The 17,608-nt window shown below is 58.3% G+C and carries 24 protein-coding genes and 1 pseudogene; 7 read left to right on the top strand and 18 right to left on the bottom strand.

The window, feature by feature from the left end:
- Positions 1 to 41: 41 nt before the first annotated feature.
- From RYH70_RS01755 to RYH70_RS01730, 6 genes are all read left to right on the top strand, one after another.
- Positions 42 to 803, top strand: a complete 762-nt coding sequence (locus tag RYH70_RS01755) for a DUF3348 domain-containing protein (protein ID WP_317009700.1) — start codon at positions 42 to 44, stop codon at positions 801 to 803.
- Positions 800 to 3,319 carry a DUF802 domain-containing protein gene (locus RYH70_RS01750; RefSeq protein ID WP_317009699.1) on the top strand — a complete coding sequence of 840 codons (2,520 nt, stop codon included), beginning with the start codon at positions 800 to 802 and terminating at the stop codon, positions 3,317 to 3,319. The genes RYH70_RS01755 and RYH70_RS01750 overlap by 4 nt, the downstream gene beginning before the upstream one ends.
- Positions 3,319 to 3,960, top strand: a complete 642-nt coding sequence (locus RYH70_RS01745; protein ID WP_022996978.1) for an OmpA family protein — start codon at positions 3,319 to 3,321, stop codon at positions 3,958 to 3,960. The genes RYH70_RS01750 and RYH70_RS01745 overlap by 1 nt, the downstream gene beginning before the upstream one ends.
- The gene (locus RYH70_RS01740) at positions 3,953 to 4,696 is read left to right on the top strand and encodes a DUF2894 domain-containing protein (RefSeq protein ID WP_317009698.1); all 744 of its coding nucleotides are present in this window, start codon (positions 3,953 to 3,955) and stop codon (positions 4,694 to 4,696) included. The genes RYH70_RS01745 and RYH70_RS01740 overlap by 8 nt, the downstream gene beginning before the upstream one ends.
- An 88-nt stretch (positions 4,697 to 4,784) precedes the next feature.
- Positions 4,785 to 5,417 carry a glutathione S-transferase family protein gene (locus RYH70_RS01735; RefSeq protein ID WP_022996980.1) on the top strand — a complete coding sequence of 211 codons (633 nt, stop codon included), beginning with the start codon at positions 4,785 to 4,787 and terminating at the stop codon, positions 5,415 to 5,417.
- A 113-nt stretch (positions 5,418 to 5,530) separates the two neighbouring features.
- Positions 5,531 to 5,917: an OsmC family protein gene (locus tag RYH70_RS01730; RefSeq protein WP_022996981.1), complete on the top strand. Its 387-nt coding sequence runs from the start codon at positions 5,531 to 5,533 to the stop codon at positions 5,915 to 5,917.
- Between the two features lie 30 nt (positions 5,918 to 5,947).
- Here RYH70_RS01730 and RYH70_RS01725 read toward each other — a convergent pair whose 3' ends face one another.
- The 10 genes from RYH70_RS01725 to RYH70_RS01680 all read right to left on the bottom strand — a co-directional run bounded on the left by RYH70_RS01725 (position 5,948) and on the right by RYH70_RS01680 (position 11,536).
- Entirely contained in the window at positions 5,948 to 6,334 is a 387-nt protein-coding gene (locus RYH70_RS01725) for a hypothetical protein (RefSeq protein WP_317009697.1), read from the bottom strand.
- Between the two features lie 207 nt (positions 6,335 to 6,541).
- Positions 6,542 to 7,105 (bottom strand): DUF6891 domain-containing protein, encoded by a 564-nt coding sequence (locus tag RYH70_RS01720; protein ID WP_022996983.1) that lies wholly within the window; start codon positions 7,103 to 7,105, stop codon positions 6,542 to 6,544.
- Positions 7,106 to 7,191: 86 nt separating this feature from the next.
- Positions 7,192 to 7,863, bottom strand: a complete 672-nt coding sequence (locus tag RYH70_RS01715; protein WP_317009696.1) for a nucleoside/nucleotide kinase family protein — start codon at positions 7,861 to 7,863, stop codon at positions 7,192 to 7,194.
- Between the two features lie 26 nt (positions 7,864 to 7,889).
- A complete protein-coding gene (locus RYH70_RS01710) occupies positions 7,890 to 8,147 on the bottom strand; it encodes a hypothetical protein (RefSeq protein ID WP_316309316.1) in 258 nt (85 codons plus the stop codon).
- A gap of 81 nt (positions 8,148 to 8,228) precedes the next feature.
- A complete protein-coding gene (yghU, locus tag RYH70_RS01705; protein ID WP_022996986.1) occupies positions 8,229 to 9,098 on the bottom strand; it encodes a glutathione-dependent disulfide-bond oxidoreductase in 870 nt (289 codons plus the stop codon).
- A gap of 367 nt (positions 9,099 to 9,465) precedes the next feature.
- Positions 9,466 to 9,900 carry an acetyltransferase gene (locus RYH70_RS01700; protein WP_022996988.1) on the bottom strand — a complete coding sequence of 145 codons (435 nt, stop codon included), beginning with the start codon at positions 9,898 to 9,900 and terminating at the stop codon, positions 9,466 to 9,468.
- Positions 9,890 to 10,228, bottom strand: coding sequence for a hypothetical protein (locus RYH70_RS01695; protein ID WP_022996989.1), 339 nt, complete (start codon positions 10,226 to 10,228; stop codon positions 9,890 to 9,892). Before RYH70_RS01695 ends, RYH70_RS01700 begins: the two co-directional genes overlap by 11 nt.
- 57 nt (positions 10,229 to 10,285) lie before the next feature.
- Positions 10,286 to 10,534, bottom strand: coding sequence for a putative quinol monooxygenase (locus RYH70_RS01690; protein WP_317010156.1), 249 nt, complete (start codon positions 10,532 to 10,534; stop codon positions 10,286 to 10,288).
- Between the two features lie 74 nt (positions 10,535 to 10,608).
- The gene (locus RYH70_RS01685) at positions 10,609 to 11,241 is read right to left on the bottom strand and encodes an HD domain-containing protein (protein WP_317009695.1); all 633 of its coding nucleotides are present in this window, start codon (positions 11,239 to 11,241) and stop codon (positions 10,609 to 10,611) included.
- 7 nt (positions 11,242 to 11,248) lie between these two features.
- Positions 11,249 to 11,536 (bottom strand): hypothetical protein, encoded by a 288-nt coding sequence (locus RYH70_RS01680; protein ID WP_317009694.1) that lies wholly within the window; start codon positions 11,534 to 11,536, stop codon positions 11,249 to 11,251.
- A 466-nt stretch (positions 11,537 to 12,002) separates the two neighbouring features.
- Between RYH70_RS01680 and RYH70_RS01675 the strand changes: the two genes are divergently transcribed.
- A complete protein-coding gene (locus RYH70_RS01675) occupies positions 12,003 to 12,842 on the top strand; it encodes an ion transporter (RefSeq protein ID WP_022996993.1) in 840 nt (279 codons plus the stop codon).
- A gap of 15 nt (positions 12,843 to 12,857) precedes the next feature.
- On the opposite strand, the gene RYH70_RS01670 is transcribed toward RYH70_RS01675, so the two are convergent.
- The 8 genes and pseudogenes from RYH70_RS01670 to RYH70_RS01640 form a co-directional block, all read right to left on the bottom strand.
- Positions 12,858 to 13,220 carry an MmcQ/YjbR family DNA-binding protein gene (locus RYH70_RS01670; RefSeq protein ID WP_022996994.1) on the bottom strand — a complete coding sequence of 121 codons (363 nt, stop codon included), beginning with the start codon at positions 13,218 to 13,220 and terminating at the stop codon, positions 12,858 to 12,860.
- Complete coding sequence (locus tag RYH70_RS01665) at positions 13,217 to 13,840, bottom strand: class I SAM-dependent methyltransferase (RefSeq protein WP_233917829.1); 624 nt, start codon at positions 13,838 to 13,840, stop codon at positions 13,217 to 13,219. The genes RYH70_RS01670 and RYH70_RS01665 overlap by 4 nt, the downstream gene beginning before the upstream one ends.
- Positions 13,841 to 13,862: 22 nt before the next feature.
- Positions 13,863 to 14,048: a hypothetical protein gene (locus tag RYH70_RS20900; RefSeq protein WP_394356115.1), complete on the bottom strand. Its 186-nt coding sequence runs from the start codon at positions 14,046 to 14,048 to the stop codon at positions 13,863 to 13,865.
- A gap of 28 nt (positions 14,049 to 14,076) precedes the next feature.
- Positions 14,077 to 14,502 (bottom strand): annotated as a pseudogene (locus RYH70_RS01660) (YbfB/YjiJ family MFS transporter); the annotation flags it as partial.
- Between the two features lie 71 nt (positions 14,503 to 14,573).
- Positions 14,574 to 14,879 carry a hypothetical protein gene (locus RYH70_RS01655; RefSeq protein WP_233917831.1) on the bottom strand — a complete coding sequence of 102 codons (306 nt, stop codon included), beginning with the start codon at positions 14,877 to 14,879 and terminating at the stop codon, positions 14,574 to 14,576.
- Between the two features lie 47 nt (positions 14,880 to 14,926).
- The gene (locus RYH70_RS01650) at positions 14,927 to 15,913 is read right to left on the bottom strand and encodes an NAD(P)-dependent alcohol dehydrogenase (RefSeq protein WP_063140889.1); all 987 of its coding nucleotides are present in this window, start codon (positions 15,911 to 15,913) and stop codon (positions 14,927 to 14,929) included.
- A 133-nt stretch (positions 15,914 to 16,046) separates the two neighbouring features.
- Positions 16,047 to 16,862, bottom strand: a complete 816-nt coding sequence (locus tag RYH70_RS01645) for a phytanoyl-CoA dioxygenase family protein (protein ID WP_317009692.1) — start codon at positions 16,860 to 16,862, stop codon at positions 16,047 to 16,049.
- Between the two features lie 72 nt (positions 16,863 to 16,934).
- Entirely contained in the window at positions 16,935 to 17,561 is a 627-nt protein-coding gene (locus RYH70_RS01640; RefSeq protein ID WP_317009691.1) for a glutathione S-transferase family protein, read from the bottom strand.
- Positions 17,562 to 17,608: the final 47 nt, after the last annotated feature.

Raw genomic sequence — 17,608 nt, 5'->3', positions numbered from 1 at the left:
GCGACGGCATGGTCATACCTTTTTCCTAGCCACGGCGCCCCATGAGCAACAACACGCACAGGACGCAAAAAAAAGCGCAACCGGCCCCTCCCAGCGCCAGATTGGTACAGCTGGTGGCCGCACTGGGCAACGGCACCGGCCTTGGTACTCACGCCTGCTTCGCGGAGCGCATGGGCCGGTTGTTCGATCTGTCCGATACCATTGCGCTGGACGCCGCCTATAAGTACCAGTCCATGGGGCCATTCCGCCCCGAAGAAGGTCTGACGGAGCGTCTGCGGGCGGACTTCAACCAGACCCGTGACACGCTCCTCAACGGCATCACGCTGAGTTTCGACCCCGGCGACGCCAAGGTGAAGCTGCGACTGCCGGAGACCATCGAAACGCCACCGGTGTTCAAACCCTATGAACGTTTTTACCTGTCTCATCAGAGACAGCTGATCACCGCCATCCAGTATCTGCGGCAACGCCTGCGTGACGGCTTCGCCGCCCAGAATCACACTCTCGCCCAGCTCGCCGTGCTCGACACGGTGTTCGACAACACTCTGGCCAGCTATGGCCGTTACTGCTTCGCCGCCATACCGATGGTGCTGGGCAAACGCTTTCGCTCTCTTTGGCGGGCGCACCGCAATCAACAACCGGAAGATCAGCCCGATCCGGCCGACGCCTGGGTGGCGCCGGGGGGCTGGTTACACCAGTTTCGACAGGAAATGCAGACGTTGCTGCTGGCCGAGCTGGAAACCCGGTTGGAACCGGTGCAAGGCCTGCTGGACGCATTGAATCACGAGGAACCACTCCCGCAATGACACGTTTTCTTTTCGCGCTGACCTTCATTCTGGGCGCCATCACGGTGATCTGGGTGGGCCTGGGCTTTCTCGGCACCGACCTGGTGGCGCTGACCGCCACCTTGCTGATCGCGCTGGTCTATGGGCTGGGCTTTCTGGAACTGCGACAGTTTCGCCGCGCCACCGATCAAATGCGCCAGAGCCTGGGGCAACTGCCGGGCAGCCCGGAAAGCCTGGGTCAGTGGCTCGCCGGCCTGCCGGCCTCCCTGCGCGGCACGGTACGCCGCCGGGTGGAAGGGGAACCGGCTGCCCTGCCCGGCCCGATGCTGACCCCTTACCTCTCCGGGCTGCTGGTCATGCTCGGCCTGCTCGGCACCTTCATCGGCATGATCGTGACTCTGCGCGGTGCCGTTACCGCCCTGGAAGGCGGCAGCGAGCTGCACGCCATCCGTAATGCGCTGGCCGCGCCGATCAGCGGCATGAGTCTGGCGTTCGGCACTTCCATCGCCGGTGTCGCCAGCTCCGCCATGCTGGGTCTGGCCGCCGCCCTGAGCCGCCGTGACCGGATTGTGGCCGGCCGCGAGCTGGACGGTCATATCGCCACGGAACTGCGTGCCTTCTCGATCGGCCAGCAACAGCGCGACACTTACCAGGCGTTGCGGGAGCAGTCCGCCGCCTTCCCCGAAGTGGTCGCCCAACTGGGTCATCTTGCCGAACGCATGGAACACATGAGCGAGCAGGTCAGCGGTGCCTTGACGCAAAACCAGCAGCAATTCCACGACAATGTCAGCGGCCACTACCAACAACTGGCCCGTTCGGTCAGCGAGACCCTGAAACAAAGTCTGGCGGACAGCGGCCGCATCGCGGCGGAGAGCACCCGCCCGATCGTGGAAGCGGCCATGGCCCGCCTTGGGCAGCAGGCGGAAAGCACCCACCAAGCGCTCAGCGAGATCAGCGAGCGCCAACTCGGCGCCCTGGCGGAACGCTTCCAGAGCACCACCGAACAAGCCGCCTTGCATTGGCGCCAGGGGCTTGCCGAGCAACAACAGACCAGCGCCAAACTGGCCGCCGATATCGACGCCGCGCTCAAGGCGCACAACAGCCGCTTCGAACAACACAGCAGCGAACTGCTGGCACAGACGCGAGAGCACCATCAGCAACTGCGCGAAACGGGCAAGCAACAATTATCGGAACTGGCCGAACACTTCCAGGCCACCACCGAGCAGGCCGCCCGGGTCTGGCAATCCGGTCTTGGCGAACAGCAACAACACAGCCGCCAGTTGACGGAACAAGTAGCCGAAGCGCTGCGGGCGCATAGCGAACGCTTCCGTGAACAAAGCGAACTTCTGCTGGCTCAGGCGAAAGAGCATCATCAGCATTTGCAGCGGGCCAGTGAGACGCAATTGACGGCGCTGGCCGAGCGCTTCCAGACCACCACCGAGCAAGCGGCGGAACTGTGGCGAGATGGCCTGAACCAGCAACAGCAAACCAACGCCCACCTGGCGGAGACCCTTGGCGCCACCCTGAAGGACCACAACGACACTTTCCACCAACATAGCACTGCATTGCTGGAGCAGACTCGCGAGCACCACCAGCAGCTGCAAAGCACCGGCGAGCAGCAGTTGGCGACACTGGCCGAGCGCTTCCAGGCCACCACCGAGCAAACCGCCGAACATTGGCGCCACGGCCTGGATCAACAGCAGCGTTCCGCCGCGGGCCTGATTGAGAACATCACCCAGACACTGCAAAGCCACAATGCGCAATTCCAGAACGCCGCCGAGACGCTTATAGCGCAACAGCGCGGCGGCCTGGAGGAACTGATAGCGGATACTGGCGAGGCCCTGTCCGCGCTGCGCGATGAAGAAGCCCGGCGCGGCGAAACCGCCACCGCGCGGCTAGCCGAACTGGAAACCACGGTTACCCGCCATCTCGGCGACCTGGGCGCGGCTCTGGAAGCGCCCATGACGAGACTGATCGAAACCGCTTCGGAGACGCCCAAGGCCGCCGCCGAAGTGATCCGCCAGCTGCGCGAGGAGATGGCCCGCGGCAGTGAACGCGACAACGAAATGCTGGAGGAGCGCCGGCGTATCATGGCGGAGCTGGAAACCCTGCTGGCCGCCCAGCGTGAAACCGCCGCCGCCCAACGCGAGGCGGTGGAAAGCCTGATCCGCGATTCCGGAGATATCCTCAAAACCGTCAGCGACGCCTTTTCGCAGCAGGTGGACGAACAAAGCCGCAAGCTGGATGAAGTGACGTCGGACGTCACCGGCGGCGCCCATGAAGTGGCCAGCCTCAGCGAGGCGTTCTCCGTCGCCGTGCAGCTGTTCAGCGACGCCAATGACAAGCTGGTGGATCATCTTCAGCGGGTGGAAACCGCGCTGGAACAGGCCACCGCACGCAGCGACGAACAACTGGCTTACTATGTGGAGCAAGCCCGTGAAGTCATCGACCTGAGCATGACCTCGCAGAAGGATGTGCTTGAGGCGCTTGGCGCCGTGCGCCAGCAGTCGGCCACCAACGGCAACGGAGCCGGCTGATGGACGAGCTGCACGACAGCCAGGCCCAGGCCACGCCGGTATGGGCCATCTTCTCCGATCTGATGGCGGCACTGGTGGGCATCTTTGTGCTGATCACGGTGTGGGTGATCGGCATCCAGCTGGAGCTGAGCCAGTCCCTGCAACAGGAAAAAGCCCGCCGCCAAGTGGAGGAACAGCGCCGTATCGCCCTGGAAGACGCCCTGCGGGATCCCCTCTCCAGCGGTCGCATCACTTTCCATAACGGCCGCATCGGCATCAGCGGAAGTGTGCTGTTCGCGCTCAATTCCGATGTCCTGCAACCCAAGGGCGAAAAATTGCTGAGCAGCCTGGTGGAACCGCTGCGGAATTATCTCAGCGAGCATGATGAGTTGCTGATGGTGAGCGGCTTCACCGACGACCTGGCAATCCAGAAAGGAAATCCGCGTTATCAGGACAACTGGGGACTCTCAGCACAGAGAGCGCTCACCGTCACCCGCACCCTGATCGCCCAGGGCATGCCGGCGGATCGCATCTTCGCCGCCGCTTTCGGCGATAACCAGCCGGTGGTTCCAAACCAGAGCGAGGCTTCCCGCGCCCAGAACCGCCGGGTGGAGATCACCACCGTACCGCGCCAGAGCAATCAGGCAGAGAACGATGAGTGACGTCAATTCGGCCCCCACGCCTCTGGACCGCCTTGCCCGGTTACGTGACGACCACGCCGACCGCTACGATCCGGTGCGCTTCCGTTATCTGGAAGCGCTGGCGCGACGGCTGGCGGAAAGCCCGCGCGCGCCAACACCGGCTCAGCAGGACAAATTGCAGCAAGCACTGACGGACTATCAAACACGCTTCGAAGAAGCGCGGGAGGCGGCCCGGGCACGACGCGCCGCTTTGCCTTATGACACTCTCGACGACACGACACAGGCACAGCTGGATCATCTGTTCGAAAGCGGTGACCTGCGCGCCTTCCAGCGCCTCGCCGAGCAGCAGGTACGGAGATCACCGTCACCGCTGGTGGCATTGCTGGAGGCACTGCAAAACAACGATATCGACGACGAAGACGCCGACAACACCCCTTTGGATTCCCTGCTAAGAGACCATCCCAACCTGTTTCAGAAGGTCGCCGGCAAGGGGCCTCGCGACATCCGTCCCCTGACATCGCCGCGGGAACTCAAGGCCCTGCGCCAGCTGCGCGCCACCCGCGCCCGCCTGCATACCCAAAAACGCATCGACCACGCCATCGCCCAGACACCCGGCGACGCCGGCCCGCTCAACGCACACCGCCTGGTTACCCGCAGCGTCGAAACCCTGCGCGGCCTGTCACCGGACTATCTGAGCCACTTCGTCAGTTACATGGATACCCTGCTGGCGCTGGAGAAAGTGGCGAAGAAGGGCTGACGCCCCGTCCGGCAACACTGCTGCCATTATCTGACAGGAGACACTCTTACACTCCTCTTCCAATCAATAACGACACGGAGAGGATTGCATGAGTCAGGATCTGGTTTTCTATACCAATCCCATGTCTCGGGCGCGGGTGGCGCGGTGGATGCTTGAAGAAGTAAATCAGCCCTACCGCACTCATGTTTTGTCGTTCGGTTTGGGGATGAGAGACGCGGACTATCTGGCGATCAACCCGATGGGGAAGGTACCCGCCCTGGTGCACGGCGACACCGTTGTCACCGAAGTCTCGGCGATCTGCACCTATCTGGCCGATGCCTTCCCGCAAGCCGGACTGGCACCGGCTCCGACCAGCCGGGAGCGGGGCGCTTACTATCGTTGGCTGTTTTTCATCGCCGGCCCGTTCGATGCCGCCTGCACCAACCATGTGCTGGGTTTCGAGATCGGCAACGATGCCAAGAAGGCGGCCACCGCCGGATACGGCACGCTGGACCGGGTACTGAATACGCTGGAAAACGAACTACGCTGGCGCGATTACCTGGTTGGAAAGCGATTCACCGCCGCCGACCTGCTCGCTGGCGCTTACCTGGGTTACGAGATGGCTGTCGGCGCCATTGAAAAGCGGCCGGTATTCGAACGCTACTGCGCCAATCTGATGGAGCGCCCCGCGGCCATCAAGGCACGGCAAATCGATAATGATCTGGCCTCCCACGCAGTCTGATTCAGACCGCCCCTCTCGACGGAGACAGGATTCCAACGGCGAGGGGCATTCCCGATACCGGCATGGGTGTGGCACAGTATGAACTCTGTTCGCCCCTCGCCAAGGAGACCGCAATGGCCAAGGTATCGGTATACAGCGACACCCACTACCAGCAGCATATCCACGCCCGCCACCATCGCCTTCAGGCCGATGAGGGCGCCGATCTGGGTGGAGAGGACAGCGGCCCCAATCCCTACGAACTGCTGCTCTCCGGCCTGGGTGCCTGTACCTCCATTACCCTGCGCATGTACGCCGATCGCAAGGGCTGGGATCTGGGAGAAATCAGCGTGCATCTGCACTTCCGTCGCGACGAAGACGGCAACGAGTTCATCGACCGGACCCTGTCCTGCAGCAGAGAGCTGACCGACGAGCAACGGCAGCGGCTACTGGAGATCGCCGCCAAAACCCCGGTGACCAAGACCGTGGGACGGGGCACCCCCATCGAAAGCAAATGGCATTAACGCGCCAATACCGGAGGCGGCGATGCACAGTCAGTGGTTCATGGGGTGCCCCGTGTGTTCCGATGCATAGCCGCGAAATTCCCTGTAAAGCGCCAACTGCTTAGGCCCCAGCATTTCAAGTTGCGCCAGGTGCGCTTGCAGATGAACTTGGCGCAGCCGAGCCTCGATCCGGGCGATGCTGTCAAGATGGCGGGTTAGAGTATCCGGCGTAGCCTCCGCCCTGGCGAACAGATCATCCAGCGCCTGCTCCGCATCGACCAAACTCCGCCCCAGGCTCTTTGCTGATGCCAGCATCTCTTCGAAAAGCCGCTCCGTTTTTTCCTTTTGCTGCCTGGACAGTCGCAGCTCCACGGCCAGCTCGAGCACATGGGCCGGACCGGGTATGCCGTTAAGTTCCGCCGCCTTGGCGTAACCCATCCCCTTTCCCGCCAATAGCCCGTCAATCTCCTCTTGTGAGAGAGACTTTATCTTCCGGTGCTCTTGCCCAAGGTACGGGGAAGTTTCACCCACCGCCAAACCGGGTAGTGACAGCACGGATAAGCAGATCAGGACGGCTCTTATCATCGATTTACCTTTTATTATCTCAGCGATCATTCTCAGCCGTGTCTGGAAGTACGCCACGCCTTATCGCCATTTCCAGTCCATATCGGGAATGAAGATGCGGTGAGCGAAGGTACCATCCCATTGCACATTCAGGCCGGCTTTGGTGAGCTCTTCCACAATCAGGGCACCCACCACCGGCCCCTCCGTTTCTTCATGCAGCGGATCCATGGGGCCAAAGGCCAGATATAGACCGCCGCCGGACACCACGCATTCCAGATCCTGACCGTGATAAAAGCAATAGCCGCTAACGCTGTCCTGCTCAGAGTGTTCGGCGAACACTTCCTGAACGTCGGCATAGCCGTCATCCTGCGTGTACCCGGCATTGTGCAAGGCAATCACACCCCGCTTATTGAGCGCCAGGAACGCCTGCTCCAAACGGTCGCAATCCGTTACCGTCGGCCATTGACGTTTTTCATGCTCCAATTCACTGAAAGCAGCGTCCACGGCCTGCTCCACCGCCTGCTCGTCCAGTTCTCCCGGTTCATACATCTCCTCACACAGGATTCCGATGATGTCATCACGCTCATCGAACCCACCGCGCACCAGGGCCCGTATTTCACCCAGCGTATTCACTGAAAGAGACATATCCGTTCCCTCCTGGGGAGCGACTGACCACGCCAAGCGGCGTGGGGATTGGATTTTTTACCTTGCCAGGGTCACGCATGCCCCTTTCAATCCAGTGAACGATCATCCCATTTGACGATAAACGGCCTGTCCACCTCGTTGTTGTCCACGATAATATGCGCCTTTTCCATGGGATGACATCGCTGCCTGTAAAAAGCCTGCCCATCCGTATAGCGGCGGTTCAGGGGGTGATCCGGGGAACAGGGGCCGCTATCCCGCTGCTGTAAACGGGATACGGAAGTATCACTGCGGATATCCAGATAGAGGGATAGGTCCCAATACCCGCGCAGCTCCGGCCGCTGCAGGAAAATACCATCAAAGAGAAGCACATCCCCCCGGTTCGCCTCTCGCGGGGAAACAACCACCGGTCTATCCATGACATGATTGAATACAGCAGTGGTGTAAACTCCGCTTCCGGCAGGCGCCAAGGGATCCAGAAGAAGCCGCTTTAGTGCCTCGTAATCATAGGAATCATGATAAAAGCCTTCCGGGGAATAACGTCCTTTACGATAGCGAATGATCTTAGGGTTATGGAAGCCATCCAGGGATGCGCGGATTATCCTGACCCCCTCTCCGCACAGCATCACCCACAACTCATCCGCAAAGGTGCTCTTGCCCGCGCCGTCCACACCGTCAATGGCCACACGCAAAGTTGCGCTGTTGACCTTATTTGCAATGGCCGTTGCGATTCGCTGGAGCAATCTCTTTCGTTGTTCCATGCCCGCAATGCTCTTTGCAATGGACTTTATGGCAGCGCGGTTTTCAAAATCTCCGCGGCTCTGGCCAACGGATACTCACAACCACCAACGGCCATCGTTCCGGCATCTGGATACAAAAGCAGCCCGTATTCTTTATTACCATCCGGATAATGCGCCAGTGTCAGCAGGATAGCCCGCCCTTCCTCCTTCGCGCCTCGTAGGTCCCAAAGACTGTCGCCGAGATCCAGCAGGACCTCGGACGTCTCCGTATCAATGAGCACCGGAGCATGGACCCAGTGAGACATTCTCATCTCACGGGGAACAGTATCCAGCCTGTACCTTCCGTTATGAAAGAGTGCACTCATCCCTGCTCATGCCCTCCGTGATCAGGACGCCTCAAGCTTATCCTGGGTGCGCGTATCGAAATCGCTGGCGTCATGACGCTCTCGGAGCTGGGTTTCGGGCTTGCCAAAAGTCCGGTTCACCATACGGCCACGGCTCACCGCCGGGCGAGCGTCAATTTCGTTGGCCCAACGGGTCACATTCTTGTAGGACGTCACATCCAGGAATTCAGCGGCGTCGTACAAACGTCCCAATACCAACTGTCCGTACCAGGGCCAGGTGGCCACATCAGCGATGGAATATTCATCACCGGCCAGATAAGTGTTCTCCGCCAGGTGGCGATCCAACACGTCGAGCTGGCGTTTCACTTCCATGGTGTAGCGATCGATGGGATAGCGATACTTCTCCGGGGCATAGGCATAAAAGTGGCCAAAACCACCGCCCAGGAAAGGCGCCGCGCCCTGCTGCCAGAACAGCCAGTTCATACACTCGGTGCGGGCCCCGTGCTCCTTGGGTATCAGAGCGCCGAATTTCTCCGCCAAATACAGGACAATGGAGGCGGTTTCAAAAACACGCTGCGGCGGGTCCACGCTGTGATCCACCATGGCGGGAATCTTGGAATTCGGATTGATTTCCACGAAGCCGCTGCCGAATTGATCGCCTTCACCGATATTGATCAACCAGGCGTCATACTCAGCCCCGGTATGGCCAAGAGCCAGCAATTCCTCCAGCATTACCGTGACCTTGACGCCATTGGGCGTGGCCAGGGAGTAAAGCTGTAATGGGTGCTTGCCCACCGGCAGTTCTTTGTCATGGGTGGCGCCGGCGATGGGCCGGTTGATGTTGGCGAACTTACCGCCGTTGCCGGGCTCCCATTGCCAGACTTTCGGAGGTGTATAGGTGTCGTCGGTCATTGGAACGCTCTCACGATTAGCCAAGGTCAGTTGACGTGTAGCATGCCAACATAAACCCAGGCGAACGGCAAGGCATCCCCCTTGCCTGATCCTGCCCGATGCTTTGCCGTGCCAACGCCACCAGACATCATCGCTCCCGCTCCGGCCATCGCTGATCTCCATCTAGAGCACATGGATCTCTTCCAGAATGACACTCAGCGCGTCATCGACGCTTTCCAGACGAAAGCTCGCGGCCAGGTCCGTCCCCGCCATTCAACGGCAGATCGTAGTACAGGAAGCCGATGAGTCGCTCATATCCGCAAATCGGCGCGATAAGGGACAAAGCCGTCTCGGAAGTGCACGAATCTCTGGATCGCAGCCAGGCCGACTAAGCCAATTCCATGTGTAATAGTGGGTAGGGTTTACCCTGCCCATCCAAAGGCGAGCGACCCACTACCGAAAAACCGATGCGCTTATAGAAACCCAGAGCCTGGTCGTTCTGTTCATTAACGTCTACTTTTGTGGCACCTTGCCACTCCACGGCTTGCGCCACCAGTAAAGACCCGACACCGGTTCCGCGTGCCTCCGGTGTGATGAACAGCATCTCTATGTTTCCTTCGCTCACGCCACAGAATCCCTTAATCTCGCCGGATTCATCCCGGGCACAGGTAAGCTCAACCGCGTCAAAGTATTGCTCAAGTATAAGTGGCCTGAGCACCTCTATATCTTCTTCCATTAGAAAGTCATGAGTTGCCCTGACGGACGCTTCCCATATTTCTATCAAACGACCATGGTCGCTCTTCTTGACACTTTCAATCCGCATATCTCACCCTACTACCCAGACCGTGGAACTGTTCGTATGCGGCCGCCTCCAACTCACCGTTGCCGGCAAGTGTGTTCCCCTGTTCGTCCCGGATCGTATACGCCTCCTGGATACCCCCGATGCCCGCACTACCATCCAAACCAAGAAGCAGCGTGTAGAAGACGTCCGTCAACGCCACATCCATAGCTGCCCAAAGTTTCGCTTGCTGGTCGGTAGAAAGCCCTATTTCCCTGATTCGCTGCGCGGCCAGCCCTTGCCCTTCTCGAAGCAGCCTCAGAGTCGAGTCCTTCTCGGATTTCCAGCGTGCTGCAAATTCTTTGGCGTCCAAAGTTCACAATCTCCTTATAACTCAGCGGCGAAGCAGGTTTCCTGTATATATCTTCATCTATCGGTGACTAACCTTGTAATGCCGCTCCGCTCTTGCGGAAACCTTCCCCCACTTTGATTGCCGCACTCGCGTCTGGTGAGCTTCAAAAGCGCCATTATCCGAAAATACCTCATGGACATTGAATCTGTACGGATTAGACACATCCTGGGACACCTCAAACAAGAGGCAGCCGGGCTCTCTCAAAGTGGAATCAATATGCTTAGCCAGCTCGGCCTTGACGGCTTCAAGATCGGGCTCGGGTACCACGATGTACCCTTTCAATATCACTTTCGACACCGCCAAACTCCCTTACTGACTCTGTTATCCCGGATCTCTTCTGACTATCCGTCCAGTTTTGATATTGCAGCCGCCAGATTTTTCCTGGCCTGCTGCTCGCGCTCCGTCAGGAAAGGCTCGTTCTGAAAGATCCTGGGGCGATCAAGAAAGCCCTTGAGCACTTCCACTCTCTTCTTTTTATATAAAGGCCATGGCACCATCTTGTACTCGCTGCGCACGCCTTCTTCGAAGATCTGGTAAATTGCGGGTTCCGCGCCCAATACAGCCAGATCGATATCCACTAGCAGCGATTCATCACTCGTCTTCGCAGGAGCATTGTGCTCGGTCACCATAATGAGACGGTGCACCCTATCGGCGATATCTCTGGATGCTCCATTCTCCAGCACGAAAGATTGTGCCCAGTCAGCACTCTTCTTCTCGTTCTTTCCTGAAAGCGGCTCATAGATGGCATCATGAAACCATAAGGCCAATTCTACTTCACGGGGGGACTGTATCTCCGAAACGCATCTATCCAGATGTCGAAGACAAGCGGAAACATGTTCTCGCGAATGGTAGTAACGGCCCTTCCCTGAGTAGGAAGACACCAGGGAGCGATACGTCTCGGTATTGTCGCCGAAGTCCCACAGCGTCATAAGTCGGGCCCAGCGCTCCGGATTCATCTCTGATTCATCAAGCATCGTGTCATTATCCCTGCAGGATTGATTTTCCGTCCCGCTCGCTGACTTGCCCCACTCCCGCGGCGATCAACTTGTCCAGCAGCGCACCCCGACCGTTCCCCATGAACCATTCCATCTCGTCATCGGTTATAACGGTGGCGACAAGAAGATCCATTCGCCCGTTGGGCGGGTCGACTCCCAAAGGCAGAGGCTGCCGTGCCTCGCTGATCAGCACTATGACAAAGTCATCTTCGGCGACCTGAACTTCCTGAACCGTGAGACCGTTGTAATCCTCCAGCCATTTCAGGATGCCCAATCTTCCGGGGTTTTCCTGGCGGGAAAGGCTTCATCAGGGCTTCTCGTGCCTGATTTCAAACCGAACAACTTCCTTAAAATCCTTTTCATTGGCCATATCCTTCACTCTTGCAGGAAAGAACTCACCCTATCACTTCTCAACGCCCATTCGGAACCGTCATCCTTTTGAAACCTCGTTGGGTAATGCCAGAAATTCAGGAGGTGGTCCAATCAGCCGTTTGATCGCCCGCTCCCGCCAGAGCGACAAGTACGGCCCGAACGACTCTTCGACCGCCTGCCGGCAGTAACCATCTAAGCCACGCCGGTATTCGGCAAAGACTCCGTCGTTCTTTCCTCTTATCACTCTGTACTAACTGCCAGGTTCCAGCTGTCGGACTCCTAAATCACACAATGTATACTTCACGCCGGACCCATCGGCCGGGAGAACCCGGGCCGGTGACGAAGGCTATTGAACGGATGGAGAAGGTATGACAACGCTTGTCTTGAACAGTTGGCGCCAACGGCTGGGAGAGTGGATCGAATCAGCGCCAGTGCGGCACTTCATTACCGCCCTGATCCTCCTCAATGCCATCGTTCTGGGGGTGGAGACTTCCGCCGCCGCGGAAGAAGCCGCCGGCGGGTTACTGGCACTGCTCAACAGCGTCATCCTGGCGGTGTTCGTGGCGGAGATCCTGATCAAGCTGACCGCCTTCGGCCCCCGCTTCTTCCGCTCCGGCTGGAATCTTTTCGATTTTCTCATCGTCGGCCTCTCCCTGGCTCCCACCTCCGGTCAGTTGGCGATCCTGCGCAGCCTTCGCATCCTCCGGGTACTGCGGCTCCTGTCCACGGTAAAACGGCTGCGCATGCTGGTGGAATCCCTTATGCACTCGCTGCCCGGCATCGGCTGGACCGCGGCCTTGCTGTTGATGATGTTCTACATCTTCGGAGTAATGGGTACGGAACTGTTCGGCGAGGCATTCCCGGAATGGTTTGGCACTCTGGGCGCCAGTATCTATACCCTGTTTCAGATCATGACCCTGGAAAGCTGGTCCATGGGGATCGCCCGTCCGGTGATCGAGCAATTCCCCCATGCCTGGATCTTCTTTGTCCCCTTCATTCTTATCTCCAGTTTCATGGTGCTGAACCTGTTCATCGCCATCATTGTCAACGCCACCCAGGAGGTACACGACATGGAACTGCGGGAGGAAAGGGAGCGGGAGAACCAGCGCGCTCATGATGAACGGCAGGAGATGCTGGACCTTCTAAGAACAATGGAAAAACGCCTGGGCACGCTGGAAGAACGGCTATCGGAGCGACAGGGCGGGTAAAGGACTCCGCTCTTTTTACTCCACTAGGCCCAGCTCCCTCTGCTTCTTCTTGGTTAGTCCCGAGGCAACAATACGGTGGGATTCCTTGATGTAGTACCTGAGCTGCTCATCCGACTCGGCGGGAGCATCGTATTGCTGTATCCACTTCATGCCGCGGGAAGCCAGATAGGGCGCCGGCCGGAACCCGGGCTCCTCGCTCAGGATATGAAAGTTCAGCTCCGAAGCCTTGAAAGTAAAGGCCGGCTGGCCGTCCTTTTGCCACCCTCCGATAGCGAAAACCTTGCCTCCCACCTTCCAGACATGGGAACCGCCCCACTGGACGACATGGGAAGTCGCCGGCAGAGAGCGGCAGAACGCATTGAATTCCTCGTAGTTCATATCAACGGCTTCCTGGCGATGATAAAAACTGACTCCCTGGTTACCCGCCATTCGTGATCGATGTGGAATCCCGCATCGGTCAGTTGGGTCACCAGTCCCTTCTCACTCAGCGGGCTCACATAGGGAGCCAATCCCAGACGCTGCATTACCGGAATGACCCATCGCCAATAGAACGCCATCTCGGCAACCAGCGCGGTGCTGGAAACGAAAATGCCTCCCGGTTTGAGCAGAGTATGAACACAACGGACCGCACCCGGAACGTCCTCCAGCAAATGCAGGATATTCAGTCCCAACACCGCATCGAAACTGGATGACGCCAGCTCCAGGGTTTCCAGGCTGCCCTCCTGAAAACGGATATTGGTAATTCCCGCCTCACGAACCTTCCCTTCCGCGATCTCCAGCATTCTGGGAGAAACATCCGTGGCCAGAATCCGGCCCACATGAGCGGCATGTTGGATGGCGGTACTGCCGGTACCACAGCCAAACTCCAACACCGACCAATCGCGTTGGAGATAGCTCTGGGTTATCGACAGCTTCTTCCGGTAGGTTTCTTCGTCCTTGACCGGGCTCTTGGCGTAACGAGGCGCCGCCTTGTCCCAGAAGACTTTCGCGCTTTTCATCCTCGTAACTCCTGACAGGTGTCTAACTGGACTTACCGGCAAGCGCCGGAGACTCAGCCGGTACAGGGGGACGTTGCAACAGATTCACACAGGCGGCAATAGCCAATAGTAACGGAGATACCCAAAAGCCGGCTTCGATGCTGCCCATCACATCGGATATGGCGCCTGCCAGGATCGGGCCGATGGTCTGGCCAAACGCGAAGCCCACGGTCAGCAATCACACCCACCAGGGCCCCACGGCGAAGAGGGTTTTCCAAAGGACAGATCGCGGAAACCAAGCCAGCGCCGAGAATGAAAGTAATCGCCGTGGAAACGCCACCGACGGTTCGTAACAGGATGAGAGCAGACAGGCTGGCCGTCATTGCCGTTAAAAGCAGGACCAGAACACTCACCGAGAAACCCGCCAGGAACGCTCGCGCCGTTCCCCATCGCCGCGCCAACCAGGCCGCCACCAGCGCGCCGAAGATATAACCCGCCCCATTCGCGGTATTCAGCGCACCGGCTTCAACGTAGGTCCATTGCAGATCCGCTTGCATCGGAGGCAGCAGCAAACCGTAGGCGAATCGAGACAATCCCAAGGCAACCGCGGCACCGGTGGATAAGCCCAGAGCGGTGAAGATATCCCGCCAGAGGTCGCCTCTTTCGTCCGTGGTCTTTTTCATTGTACTTATCGGCATCCGTCTTTTCCTTATGATGGCGCCTGTCTAATAGCCAGTTCCCCTAACGGCTTCGTCTATGGATACAGCTCCGCCACTGGAACATCGGCAGTCAATCGGCCAATCAGGCCGGGCAGGTCCCGTACTTTCAGAGGAAGATGCTCACCAAGCTCACGCAGGAATGGGCTCCATCCCGCTATATCACTTCGAACTTCCAGGTTGTAGCCCGACTCAGTGGCAAGAACAACAAAGGTCAGCGAGGAAGCCGGGATTTCCAGGACATAGGCGTGAATGCCCACCACATCCTCAAAAGCAACGGAAATGATGTTTCCGGAAATGCTGATTTCAACGGAGTCTGTGTTTATGCAAACAGAATCAACCAATGTTCTCTCCCTGAAACCAGGCGTTCAAAGTTTGAAAGTAGTCTTCATCAGGGCTCATCAGAAACTGGCCCGGACGGCCCTTCTTCGGCGACGCCAATCACCACCTTACCCCGACAGCGCCCGGTGCGGCTACGCTGGTAGGCCTGCTCGATATCGGCAAGATCAAATTCACTGTCGATCACCGGCCTGAGTTTTCCTTCATCAACCAGGGCCGACAGGATTTCCAGATCCTTGCGCCGGGGAGCCACCATGATGTTCGCCGCGTTCCGGCCCAACATACGGTATATCGATGTCCCCAGCATCGACCGGGCATGACCTCCGGTGGAAATGAACCAGCCGCCGGGCGCGATCAGATCAACGCAACCGCGAGGGGATTCATTGGCGGCCACATCAAAGACCAGATCGAAGGTCCCGGCGCCGTGGCGGTAATCTCCAAGGGTATAATCGATCACCTCATCGGCGCCGAGGTTACGAACGAAATCCGTATTTCTTCCGCTACACACCCCGGTCACCCGGACACCGAGCGCCCGGGCAATCTGTACCGCGAAAGTTCCCACCCCGCCGGAGGCGCCGATGATCAGCACTTTACCGCCAGCCCGTGCCCGCCCCTTGCGTAATCCTTGCAATGCGGTAAGCGCCGCCAACGGCATGGCCGCGGCTTGACGAAACGACAACGAGGCCGGTTTCCTGGCAATACACGTCTGCTTGATACGTGTCCGCTCCGCCAGGGACGCGGTACGCAGATTCATGTCCATGCCATAAACCGCGTCACCAACTTCAAAGTCGGAGACATTGCGCCCGGTGGCGATCACCGTCCCCGCCAGGTCATCGCCAAACAGTGGCGGGAGTCGCCGGCTCAGCATGGGAGTCGCCAGCAGGGCGAGGTGATAATTGAGCTTCCAGTCCTTGGGATTAACGGAAGCCGCCCGCACTTGTACCACCACGTCATCCGGCCCCGGCTCACCGGGCTCCGGCATCTCCCGGACCACCAAGCGAGGGTTACGTCCCCAACCTGAAATCATCACCGCCTTCATACCGATGCTCCCTCAACATCACCTTGAAACAGCTTAACAAGCCAGGCGCATCATTGTGCGCCGTTTCGGCAACGAAACTCGAAGCGTCGGATGCGTCTTTTGGCCAGACGCCCCGGCCGAGAAAATCATATTCTTATCCTTCCTCGTAATCGGTAAAGCAATCATTTCCCCATCTTCTGATGCAAAAGTTTCTTATCTCCGAATAATGACACAAGGACAAAATCTCATTTCCCTGATAGGCCAAAGTGGAAGAAGCGACTCCGAACTGAAGAACAATCACATCCCGATTTTCCGAACCTCGATTAGGATAGCCTCCATGTAGTATCTGAGAATGCAGTGCCAAGCCAGACCCGGGGCTCACCCTCGGGAAGATCGCATCAGTTGAGGAGCATCCCTGAGAGGCTTCATGAGAGCCAGGAATCAGAGCCGTACCGCCATTGTCTTCTGACATAAGTTGCAGCGGAAGCAGGAAGCGAACGGTCTTATCGTCAGTTGTGGAAAAATAGGTATTACTTGCATCCCTATGCCAGCCGATGGCAGGCCCAACTCCCGCGGGCTTACGTGTCAGATTCGAATGGTGAAAAACCACATCTTGTAAAGAGCAGCCAAGTAAAAAGGAGGTACATTTCCAGAGAGAAGGCAAGGCTATGACTTGAGCAAACCGCACATCACGGGCAACCAAATCACCAATAATGAACGGCTCGGCTTCCCAACGCGCCGCGTCCACACCAGGATTACGCTCTGGATGCCGTAATGTCACGTCTGCCACGCTAATCGCATCTCGGGTTACCAGCCGCTCCCCCGCCCGATACCGCTCGATCAGGTCGCGTGATAGCCGCGCCGCCAGCCCCAACTGCCGTCCGGTAAGCAGACCGGGAACGACGGCGTAACCGTCTGCAGCGAAAGCACTTTTGATACCTTCCTCATTCACTATATGACCGCCATCCATTGCTGAACCGCCCTCTCCTGTTTCGGTCTATTTGGCCCTTCCGCCATCCGAACCTGATATTTCCATACCAGTTTATTTTGCCGGAGCCCTAACCACTCCGGAAGTGGACGGGGGAGCCGTGGGCCGTGAGTACATGGACGTCAGATACGCCGACAACGCCGGGAAGTCCTTAAGCATCTTCTCTTCGTTGGCCCAGTCCAGCGTGTAAGCGGCGTTAAAGTCGGCCACGCTGAGCCGGTCGGCAACCATGAAATCACGCCTCTTCATGTGCTGTTCGAGCACGGCCAGCATCTCCAGGCACTCCTGCCTGGCCAGATCCACGTCCTGGGGCAGCTGCTTCTCTTTGGGGTACAGGAAGGTATGACGCGTGATGCGCCATAGCGGCTGTTCGATTTCGGTAGCCAGGAAAAAGATCCAACGGTACATCTTCGCCCTGTCTTCCACGGCCTCCGGGATAAAACCGGCCTGGGAGTATTTGTCAGCGAGGTAAAGCTGGATTGCGGACGACTCGGTGATCACCAAATCGCCGTCCACCAGAACAGGGACTTTGCCGGCGGGGTTAAGGGCGAGAAAGCCCGCTTCCCGGGTCTCGCCCTTCAGAATATCAACCGGAAGCATCTGGTACTCCAGGCCCAGTTCATTGAGCAACCAGATAACACGCAGAGCACGGGTCGGGGGTGTTCCGTACAGCTTGATCATTGTCATCTCCATCGATTCGCACAACCTGTTGTCCAGGTGAGTCGAAT

Origin of the sequence: Alloalcanivorax xenomutans (genome assembly GCF_032810065.1) — a bacterium.
Lineage (GTDB): Bacteria > Pseudomonadota > Gammaproteobacteria > Pseudomonadales > Alcanivoracaceae > Alloalcanivorax > Alloalcanivorax xenomutans.
The sequence above is the reverse complement of the archived record's forward strand: the minus strand, read 5'-3'. Positions and strand labels throughout refer to the sequence as shown.

Coding starts and splice junctions, on each gene's coding strand:
- RYH70_RS01745 (WP_022996978.1), top strand. CDS start 3,319: ATGGACGAGCTGCACGACAGCCAGGCCCAGGCCACGCCGGTATGGGCC.
- yghU (WP_022996986.1), bottom strand. CDS start 9,098: ATGACCGACGACACCTATACACCTCCGAAAGTCTGGCAATGGGAGCCC.
- RYH70_RS01755 (WP_317009700.1), top strand. CDS start 42: ATGAGCAACAACACGCACAGGACGCAAAAAAAAGCGCAACCGGCCCCT.
- RYH70_RS01640 (WP_317009691.1), bottom strand. CDS start 17,561: ATGATCAAGCTGTACGGAACACCCCCGACCCGTGCTCTGCGTGTTATC.
- RYH70_RS01740 (WP_317009698.1), top strand. CDS start 3,953: ATGAGTGACGTCAATTCGGCCCCCACGCCTCTGGACCGCCTTGCCCGG.
- RYH70_RS01750 (WP_317009699.1), top strand. CDS start 800: ATGACACGTTTTCTTTTCGCGCTGACCTTCATTCTGGGCGCCATCACG.
- RYH70_RS01670 (WP_022996994.1), bottom strand. CDS start 13,220: ATGAACTACGAGGAATTCAATGCGTTCTGCCGCTCTCTGCCGGCGACT.
- RYH70_RS01725 (WP_317009697.1), bottom strand. CDS start 6,334: ATGGGTTACGCCAAGGCGGCGGAACTTAACGGCATACCCGGTCCGGCC.
- RYH70_RS01700 (WP_022996988.1), bottom strand. CDS start 9,900: ATGCGGATTGAAAGTGTCAAGAAGAGCGACCATGGTCGTTTGATAGAA.
- RYH70_RS01730 (WP_022996981.1), top strand. CDS start 5,531: ATGGCCAAGGTATCGGTATACAGCGACACCCACTACCAGCAGCATATC.
- RYH70_RS01665 (WP_233917829.1), bottom strand. CDS start 13,840: ATGAAAAGCGCGAAAGTCTTCTGGGACAAGGCGGCGCCTCGTTACGCC.
- RYH70_RS01675 (WP_022996993.1), top strand. CDS start 12,003: ATGACAACGCTTGTCTTGAACAGTTGGCGCCAACGGCTGGGAGAGTGG.
- RYH70_RS01735 (WP_022996980.1), top strand. CDS start 4,785: ATGAGTCAGGATCTGGTTTTCTATACCAATCCCATGTCTCGGGCGCGG.
- RYH70_RS01645 (WP_317009692.1), bottom strand. CDS start 16,862: ATGGATGGCGGTCATATAGTGAATGAGGAAGGTATCAAAAGTGCTTTC.
- RYH70_RS01650 (WP_063140889.1), bottom strand. CDS start 15,913: ATGAAGGCGGTGATGATTTCAGGTTGGGGACGTAACCCTCGCTTGGTG.
- RYH70_RS01720 (WP_022996983.1), bottom strand. CDS start 7,105: ATGTCTCTTTCAGTGAATACGCTGGGTGAAATACGGGCCCTGGTGCGC.
- RYH70_RS01715 (WP_317009696.1), bottom strand. CDS start 7,863: ATGGAACAACGAAAGAGATTGCTCCAGCGAATCGCAACGGCCATTGCA.
- RYH70_RS01710 (WP_316309316.1), bottom strand. CDS start 8,147: ATGTCTCACTGGGTCCATGCTCCGGTGCTCATTGATACGGAGACGTCC.
- RYH70_RS01685 (WP_317009695.1), bottom strand. CDS start 11,241: ATGCTTGATGAATCAGAGATGAATCCGGAGCGCTGGGCCCGACTTATG.